The sequence below is a fragment of the Oerskovia rustica genome (genome assembly GCF_014836555.1).
Classification (GTDB): Bacteria; Actinomycetota; Actinomycetes; order Actinomycetales; family Cellulomonadaceae; genus Oerskovia; species Oerskovia rustica.
This window is the reverse complement of the sequence record NZ_JACSQQ010000026.1, coordinates 47014-54987: the sequence shown is the minus strand read 5'-3', so window position 1 is coordinate 54987 and position 7974 is coordinate 47014. Positions and strand designations below refer to the sequence as shown.

Sequence of the window (7974 nt, the reverse complement as noted above, 5' to 3'; positions counted from 1 at the left end):
GGGCCGTGGCTGGTCGCGGTGCGGCGCGGGAGGCCCTACGTGACCCTCAAGCTCGCCTCGACCCTCGACGGGCGCGTGGCGGCCGCCGACGGCACCTCGCAGTGGATCACGGGGCCCGCTGCGCGCGAGCACGCCCACCGGGTGCGGGCGCAGGTCGACGCGATCCTCGTGGGCACCGGGACCGTCGTCGCGGACGACCCGTCGCTCACGGCGCGCACGACGTCTCCTGCGAACGCCGCAGAGGAGCGGGAGCCCGGGCTTGCCGAGCACCAGCCCCTGCGTGTCGCTGGTGGGGTGGTCGGGCGGGAGCCCGGGCTTGCCGAGCACCAGCCCCTGCGTGTCGTCGTCGGGCTCCGCGACCTTCCCCCGCACGTGCGGCTCGCGCCGGGGGGCACCTGGACGACCGACGGGGGCGGGCCGGTGCTGCAGGTGCGCACGCACGACGTCCGCGCGGTCCTGGCGGAGCTGGCCGCGCGCGAGGTGCGCCACGTCCTGGTCGAGGGCGGCCCGGGGCTGGCGACGGCGTTCCTCGCGGCAGGCGCGGTCGACGAGGTCCACGCGTACCTCGCGCCCGTTCTCCTGGGGGCGGGCCTGGGGGCCGTGGGCGACCTGGGCGTGACGACGCTCGCGGGCGCCCCCCGCTTCGCCACGCACGACGTGCGTCGACTGGGGGAGGACGTCCTGGTCGTGGCCCGGACCGTTCCCGCCGTGTCGTCGACGCCTCCCGCACCCGGCCCCCGCGCCCCGGACGTCCCCGCGCCGGGGCCGCCGACGCCCGACGGCCCGACCCGCACCCACGGCACCACCCACCGCACCACCCCCGAACAGGAGAGCTGATGTTCACCGGAATCGTCGAAGAGATCGGCACGGTCCGCGAGATCGCGTTCCCCGGGGGTGAGACCTCCGACGCCGTCCTGACCGTGCACGGCCCCCTCGCCACCTCGGACGCTCACCTGGGCGACTCGATCGCGGTCGACGGGGTGTGCCTGACAGTCACGGGCGTGGGGCAGGACGGCACCTTCACGGCCGACGTCATGCCCGAGTCGCTGCGCCGCACCGCCCTGGGCGACCTGCGCCCCGGGTCGCCCGTGAACCTCGAACGGGCGGTGCGCGCCGACACGCGCCTGGGTGGGCACATCGTGCAGGGCCACGTCGACGGCGTCGGGTCCCTCGTGAGCAGGGCCCCGGGGGAGCGGTGGGACGACCTCGTCGTGTCCGCGCCCCCGGGCCTGACGCGCTACGTCGCGGAGAAGGGCTCGATCACCGTCAGCGGCGTGTCCCTCACGGTGACCCACGTGGACGACGCCTCGTTCGGCGTGTCCCTGATCCCCACGACGCTCGAGGCCACGATCCTCGGCTCCCTGGCCCCTGGTGACCGGGTCAACCTCGAGGTCGACGTCCTCGCGAAGTACGTCGAGCGACTCCTCACGACCGGTGCCGCCACCCACCTGGCAGACCCGGACGGTCGGGCGCTCGCGGGCACCGACGCGCCCGCGGTCGCCGCCGGCCCGGCGGACGCCCTCCGGACCAGCGCAGCGAAGGAATGAGCACCGCCATGACCTCCCAGCCCGACGCCGACCGTCCCGGCGACGCCACCCCCCACCCTCCCGAGCACCCCGGGCGCGTGCGGACCGGCACCATCGAGGAGGCCCTCGACGCGATCCGTGCCGGGCGTCCCGTCCTGGTCGCCGACTCCCCGGACCGCGAGAACGAGGCCGACGTGGTCTTCGCGGCCGGGACCGTGACCCCCGAGTGGGTCGCGTGGACCATCCGGCACTCCTCGGGCTACCTGTGCGCACCCATGCCGGCAGCGCGGGCCGACGCCCTGGACCTGCCGCTCATGGTCCCCCACAGCCAGGACCCCCGGCGCACGGCGTACACGGTCACGGTCGACGCCGCCACGGGCGTCACGACGGGGATTTCCGCCGCGGACCGCGCCAGGACCCTGCACGTCCTGGCCGACCCGGCCTCGGGCGCGGTCGACCTCATCCGCCCCGGGCACGTCCTGCCCCTGCGTGCCGTCCCGGGAGGGGTGCTGCACCGTGCCGGGCACACCGAGGCGGCGGTCGACCTGGTGCGCCTGGCCGGGGCGGGGGAGGTCGGGGGCATCGCCGAGCTCGTCAACGACGACGGCACCATGATGCGGCTCGACGACGCGGCCCGTGCGGCCGAGGACGCCGGGCTGGTGCTCATCACGATCGCCGACCTCATCGCGTGGCGCCGCGAGCACGACCCCGCCGTCCCCGAGCAGGACACGCAGCCCACGCTCGTGCCCCGTGTGCAGGCCACGAGCGTGGCCGACCTGCCCACCGCGCACGGCCACTTCCGCGTCCACGGGTACCGCGACCTGCGCACCGGGGCGGAGCACGTGGCCCTCGTGCCCGTCGCCGTCCCGGCGGGAGGAGGCGCCCCCGCCGGCACCGGGCCGGACGGCGCCCCCGTCGCGCCCCTCGTGCGCGTGCACTCCGAGTGCCTGACCGGGGACGCGTTCGGGTCGCTGCGCTGCGACTGCGGCCCCCAGCTCCAGGCGTCCATGGAACGCGTCGCCGCCCAGGGCGGCGCCGTGGTGTACCTGCGCGGGCACGAAGGACGCGGCATCGGCCTGCTCGCCAAGATCGGCGCGTACGAGCTCCAGGACGCCGGGTTCGACACCGTCCAGGCCAACCTCGAGCTCGGCTGGCCCGTCGACCGGCGCGAGTACGGGGCCGCGGCCGCGATCCTGCACGACCTCGGCCTCCACCGCGTCACGCTCCTCACGAACAACCCCGCCAAGGTCACCGGGCTCGCCGCGCACGGCATCGACGTCGCCGACGCCCACCGGCTCGAGGTCGGGCACGGCCAGCACAACCACGGCTACCTCATGACGAAGAAGGTCGCCATGGGCCACCTCCTCGACAGCCTCGAGATCACCCCCGACACCACCCCCACCACGAAGGAGAGCGACCGATGAGCGGCGCAGGAGCACCCCAGATCACCGTCGACGGCACCGGGCTGCGGATCACCGTCGTGGCCGCCAGCTGGCACACCGAGGTCATGGACGGCCTCCTCGCGGGCGCCCGTCGGGCGCTCGCGGCCGCGCACGTCTCGCACGTCACCGAGATCCGCGTGCCGGGCTCGTTCGAGCTGCCCGTCGCGGCCGCACGCGCCGCCGAGCACGGCGCGGACGCCGTCGTCGCGCTGGGCGTCGTGATCCGCGGCGGGACCCCGCACTTCGAGTACGTGTGCTCGGCCGCCACGACCGGCCTGACGGACGTCTCGGTGCGCACCGGGGTCCCGGTCGGCTTCGGGGTGCTCACGTGCGACGACGAGCAGCAGGCCCTCGACCGGGCCGGGCTGCCCGGCTCCCGGGAGGACAAGGGCGCGGAGGCCGCCGAGGCGGCCATCGCGACGGTCGTGGCGCTGCGCGACCTGTGAGCACCCGCTGACGGCCCGACGGCGCGGGGGCCCCCCCCCCCCCCCCCCCCCCCGGGGGGGGGGCCGCGGTCGCGCGGTGACCGGTGGGCGGGACAGGTCCGCCCACCCACCGCCGGGCGACTACCCTGGTCGGGTGAAGACGTTCGAAGGGCTGTTCGCCGAGCTCACCGAGAAGGCCACCACCCGACCCGCCGGTTCCGGCACGGTCGCGGAGCTGGATGCCGGTGTCCATGCGATCGGGAAGAAGATCGTCGAGGAGGCCGCCGAGGTATGGATGGCGGCCGAGTACGAGGGTGACGACAAGACGGCCGAGGAGGTCTCCCAGCTCCTCTACCACGTGCAGGTGCTGCTCCTGGCCAAGGGCCTGACCCTGCAGGACGTGTACAAGCATCTGTGAACCCGGCCAGGTCCGGGTCCAGGGGGAGGCGCACGGAGGCTCAGGCCACCGGGTCGCTTCCCTCACGCATGTCCGTCGTCCGCAGTCGTCCACCGTCCGTCCCTGCGCGCCCGCCGTCGCCGGCGCGCCGACCGGGTGATCGGTCACCCTGACCGCCCCGTCCCCGAACTCCCCCAAGAAACGCGAGGACCCCGTGCTCCGTATCGCCGTTCCCAACAAGGGCTCCCTGTCCGAGCCCGCCGTCGACATGCTCCGCGAGGCCGGCTACCGCCAGCGCCGCGACACCCGTGAGCTCGTGCTCGCGGACCCGGACAACGACGTCGAGTTCTTCTTCCTGCGCCCCCGCGACATCGCCGTGTACGTCGGCACCGGCACGGTCGACGCCGGCATCACGGGCCGCGACCTCCTGCTCGACTCGGGGGCCGAGGCCGTCGAGCACATGCAGCTCGGCTTCGCCGGCTCCACGTTCCGCTACGCCGCCCCCGTGGGCACCATCACATCCCTCGACCAGGTCGAAGGACTGCGCGTGGCCACGTCCTACGAGGTGCTGGTGGAGAACCACCTGCGCACCCACGGCGTCACGGCCTCCGTGGTGCACCTGGACGGCGCGGTCGAGTCCGCGGTCCAGCTCGGCATCGCCGACGTCGTCGCGGACGTCGTGTCCACCGGCACGACCCTGCGCGGCGCAGGCCTCGAGGTCTTCGGCGACCCCATCCTCAAGTCCGAGGCCGTCCTGATCCGCCCGGCCTCCGTGACCGACGACGAGGTCTCAGCCGGCCTGGAGACGCTCACCCGCCGCCTGCTGGGCGTCCTCACAGCCCGCCAGTACGTCCTCATGGACTACGACGTGCCCGCGCACCTCGTCGAGGCCGCAGTGGCCCTCACGCCCGGCCTCGAGTCCCCGACCGTCTCGCCGCTGCACGACCGGGACTGGGCAGCCGTGCGCGCCATGGTGCGCCGCGACCAGACCAACAAGCTCATGGACGCCCTCTACGAGGTCGGGGCGCGCGCCATCCTCGTCACCTCGATCCACGCCTGCCGCCTCTGAGCCCCCCTCCAGGGGCACCCGAAGGCCCGGAGGCCCGGGGAGACCCACCCGAGCAGCCCCGCACGCCCCTGGAGCCGGACACAGCACCACGCTGCCCGGGTGCCGCGCACCACCGCGCCGGCACCCGGGCAGCGCCGTCTCCCGGCACCGGCCGACGCCGTCCGCAGGACAGACAGGGGGAGGATAGGAACGTGAGCAGCAACGTCGCACCCCCCGAACACCTGCCCGGCGACCCCTACGCGCCCTTCCGCCCCCGCTGGGGCACCGCCGTCGCCTACACCGCCGCCCTCGTGATCCTCACCGGATGCACCTTCGTCGCCCTCGTCGCCACCGGACCCGGCACCGACTCCGGCTGGAACAAGGCAGCCACGATCGGCGTCGGCGCCTTCTGCGCCCTCATCCTGTGGCGCCTCGGCCAGGTACGAGCCACCGTCACCCCCGAACACCTCACCGTGCACAACATCGTCTTCACCCGCCGCCTCGACTGGCCCCAGGTCGTCTCCGTGCGCTTCGGCCCCGGCGACCCCTGGGTACGCCTCGACCTGTCGGACGGCAAGGCGCTCGCGGTCATGGGCATCCAGCGTGCGGACGGGGCCCGTCGCAGCGAGAGCGAGGCGGCGCGCCTGGCGGCACTCGTCGCGGCCCACGGCGAGGCGCACGAGGACTGACGCGGCGCCGTCGGGCACCGGGCCCTGCTCGGGCCAGCGCCCACCAGGGGCCCGACCCCGCAACGAGGGAGGGCCCCCGGAACCTGGGGGTTCCGGGGGCCCTCACGTCGTGCTCAGCGGTCCTGCTCAGGACCCGTCGGTGCGCTCAGCGCTCGCCGGCGCGGAACCGGGGAGCCTTGCGCTCGCCGCCGCGCTCGCCACGCTCGTCGTAGCGACCGGCCGGGCCGTGGCCCGAGTGACCACCGGAGTAGCCGCCCGAACGAGGCGCCGAACCACCCGCACGGGGGCCACGGGCACCCTGGGGCGCACCCTGGTCCACCTGGATCCGCAAGGACTTGCCCGCGACCCGGGCGCGCGAGATGCGGTCGATCGTGGCGGCATCGAGCGGCGTGGCGATGTCGACCAGCGAGAAGCTCGGGAAGATGTCGATCTTGCCCAGGTCCTTGCCGTTCAGGCCACCCTCGTTCGTCAGCGCGCCGACGATGCCCGACGGCTGGGCGCCGTGCGTGTGCCCGACGGCGAGACGGTAGCGGGTCCCGACGGCGTCACGACGGATGCCGCGCTCACCGCCACGACCACCCTCACGAGGGCCACGCGAGTCGCGGTCGCCGTAGGGGCGGGACTCGCGCTCACGGCGCGCGTTCTTCGCCTCGGCACGCTGAGCCTCGAAGAGCTCCTGCTCCTCGCGCGCCTTGGGGCCGTCGTCACCGACCGACAGGGCGACCAGGACGGCCGCGAGGTCGATCGGGTCGATGCCCGACTCCGCGACGTGCGCCGCGACCAGGTCGCGGTACATCGACAGGCGACCGGCGGCCTGGCGCTCGGCGACCTGCCCGAGGATGCGACGAGCCTTGTGCGCGGAGACGTCCGCGGGGGAGGGCACGTCGACCTCCTCGAGGCTCGCGCGGATGGTCTTCTCGATGAACTTCAGACGGTTGCGCTCGCCCGGGGTCACGAAGCTCAGGGCCTCGCCCGTACGACCGGCACGACCCGTGCGGCCGATGCGGTGAACGTACGCCTCCGGCTCGCCCGGCAGGTCGAAGTTCACGACCAGGCCGATGCGGTCCACGTCCAGGCCACGCGCCGCGACGTCGGTCGCGACCAGGACGTCCAGAGCGCCCGAGCGCAGACGCTCGACGATCTTCTCGCGGTCCTTCTGCGCCACGTCACCAGAGATCGTGGCCGCCGAGATGCCGCGCTCGACGAGAGCCGACCCGACCTCCTCGGCCGCACCACGGGTACGGGTGAACACGATCGCCGCATCGGCGTCCGAGGTCGCGAGAACACGCACCAGCGCGCCGGTCTTGTGACGGAACGGCACGACGGAGTACGTCTGGCGCACCGAGGTGACCGTCGAGGACTGGCGCGTCACCGCGATCTCGACCGGGTCGTTCAGGTGCTGGGCGGCGACCCGACGGATCGGGGCCGGCATCGTCGCGGAGAACAGCGCGACCTGACGCTCCTTGGGTGCCTGGCCGAAGATCTTCTCGACGTCCTCGGCGAAGCCCATGCGCAGCATCTCGTCCGCCTCGTCCAGGACCAGGTAGCGGATGTCGTCGAGCACGAGGCTGCGACGCTCCAGGTGGTCCATCACGCGACCGGGGGTACCGACGACGATCTGGGCGCCGCGCTGCAGCGCGCGCTGCTGGGGCTGGTACGGGGAACCGCCGTAGACCGCGACGACCTCGATGCCCGGCACGTGCTTGGCGAACGACTCGATGGCCTCGGCCACCTGCATCGCGAGCTCACGGGTCGGAGCGAGGACCAGGCCCTGGACGCGACCCAGGTTCGGGTCGATCGCGGCGAGCATCGGCAGACCGAACGCGGCGGTCTTGCCCGTACCGGTCTGGGCGACGCCCGTGATGTCGCGCCCGGAGAGCAGCGCGGGGATCGCGCGCTCCTGGATCGCGGAGGGGATCGTGAAGCCGAGGTCCGTCACGGCCTTCAGGATGTTCGAGGGCAGACCCAGGTCTGCGAACGTGGGACCCGACTGCTCGGCGGGAGCCGGCGTCTGGGCGGCCTCGACCTGGTCGAGGGCGTGCGAGGGCGCAGAGGTGTCAAGAGACATGGAGATGTGTTCAACCGTTTCGCTGAGGGTGGGAGTTACGCGTGGTCGCCAAGTCGGCTCTCCACTGGCCGCACTCCCGAACACACACCGGTGACTCGCCCGCGCAAAAACAGCGGCGGGCCACACTCACACGAACACGCGGGAACAGCGACGAACTCCAGATTGTGCCGCCAGTCTACGCGACGCCCGCCCCCGAGGGGGAACGGGCACCCGGTGACGTCGAGCACAGAGGCCTCGCGCCCCTGCCTGACGGGGGAGCGCAGAACCGAACGCTCCGGCTCCCCACCAGGTTCCCCATGGCACCTGTCGCGCACGCCACCCACCGGCCATACCGCACGAACCGGAAGAACCGGCCACAACGCCCCGCCGGGACCGCGAA

The 7974-nt window shown here is 73.8% G+C and carries 8 protein-coding genes; 7 read left to right on the top strand and 1 reads right to left on the bottom strand.

What is annotated here, in order from left to right; all coding sequences use genetic code 11:
* The 7 genes from ribD to H9652_RS14605 all read left to right on the top strand — a co-directional run.
* Positions 1–837 (top strand): bifunctional diaminohydroxyphosphoribosylaminopyrimidine deaminase/5-amino-6-(5-phosphoribosylamino)uracil reductase RibD (gene ribD, locus H9652_RS14635; protein WP_191796899.1); only part of this gene is annotated, 837 nt, incomplete at its 5' end.
* A complete protein-coding gene (locus H9652_RS14630) occupies positions 837–1547 on the top strand; it encodes a riboflavin synthase (RefSeq protein ID WP_191796898.1) in 711 nt (236 codons plus the stop codon). The genes ribD and H9652_RS14630, both read left to right, overlap by 1 nt.
* 8 nt (positions 1548–1555) lie before the next feature.
* Positions 1556–2950, top strand: coding sequence for a 3,4-dihydroxy-2-butanone-4-phosphate synthase (gene ribB / locus H9652_RS14625; RefSeq protein WP_191796897.1), 1395 nt, complete (start codon positions 1556–1558; stop codon positions 2948–2950).
* Positions 2947–3414 (top strand): 6,7-dimethyl-8-ribityllumazine synthase, encoded by a 468-nt coding sequence (gene ribH / locus H9652_RS14620; protein ID WP_191796896.1) that lies wholly within the window; start codon positions 2947–2949, stop codon positions 3412–3414. The genes ribB and ribH overlap by 4 nt, the downstream gene beginning before the upstream one ends.
* Before the next feature lie 133 nt (positions 3415–3547).
* Positions 3548–3811: a phosphoribosyl-ATP diphosphatase gene (locus tag H9652_RS14615; protein WP_056651951.1), complete on the top strand. Its 264-nt coding sequence runs from the start codon at positions 3548–3550 to the stop codon at positions 3809–3811.
* A gap of 193 nt (positions 3812–4004) precedes the next feature.
* Positions 4005–4859: an ATP phosphoribosyltransferase gene (hisG, locus tag H9652_RS14610; RefSeq protein WP_191796895.1), complete on the top strand. Its 855-nt coding sequence runs from the start codon at positions 4005–4007 to the stop codon at positions 4857–4859.
* Positions 4860–5050: 191 nt separating this feature from the next.
* A complete protein-coding gene (locus tag H9652_RS14605) occupies positions 5051–5527 on the top strand; it encodes a PH domain-containing protein (protein ID WP_318244190.1) in 477 nt (158 codons plus the stop codon).
* 145 nt (positions 5528–5672) lie between these two features.
* On the opposite strand, the gene H9652_RS14600 is transcribed toward H9652_RS14605, so the two are convergent.
* Positions 5673–7595 carry a DEAD/DEAH box helicase gene (locus H9652_RS14600; RefSeq protein ID WP_191796894.1) on the bottom strand — a complete coding sequence of 641 codons (1923 nt, stop codon included), beginning with the start codon at positions 7593–7595 and terminating at the stop codon, positions 5673–5675.
* Positions 7596–7974: the final 379 nt, after the last annotated feature.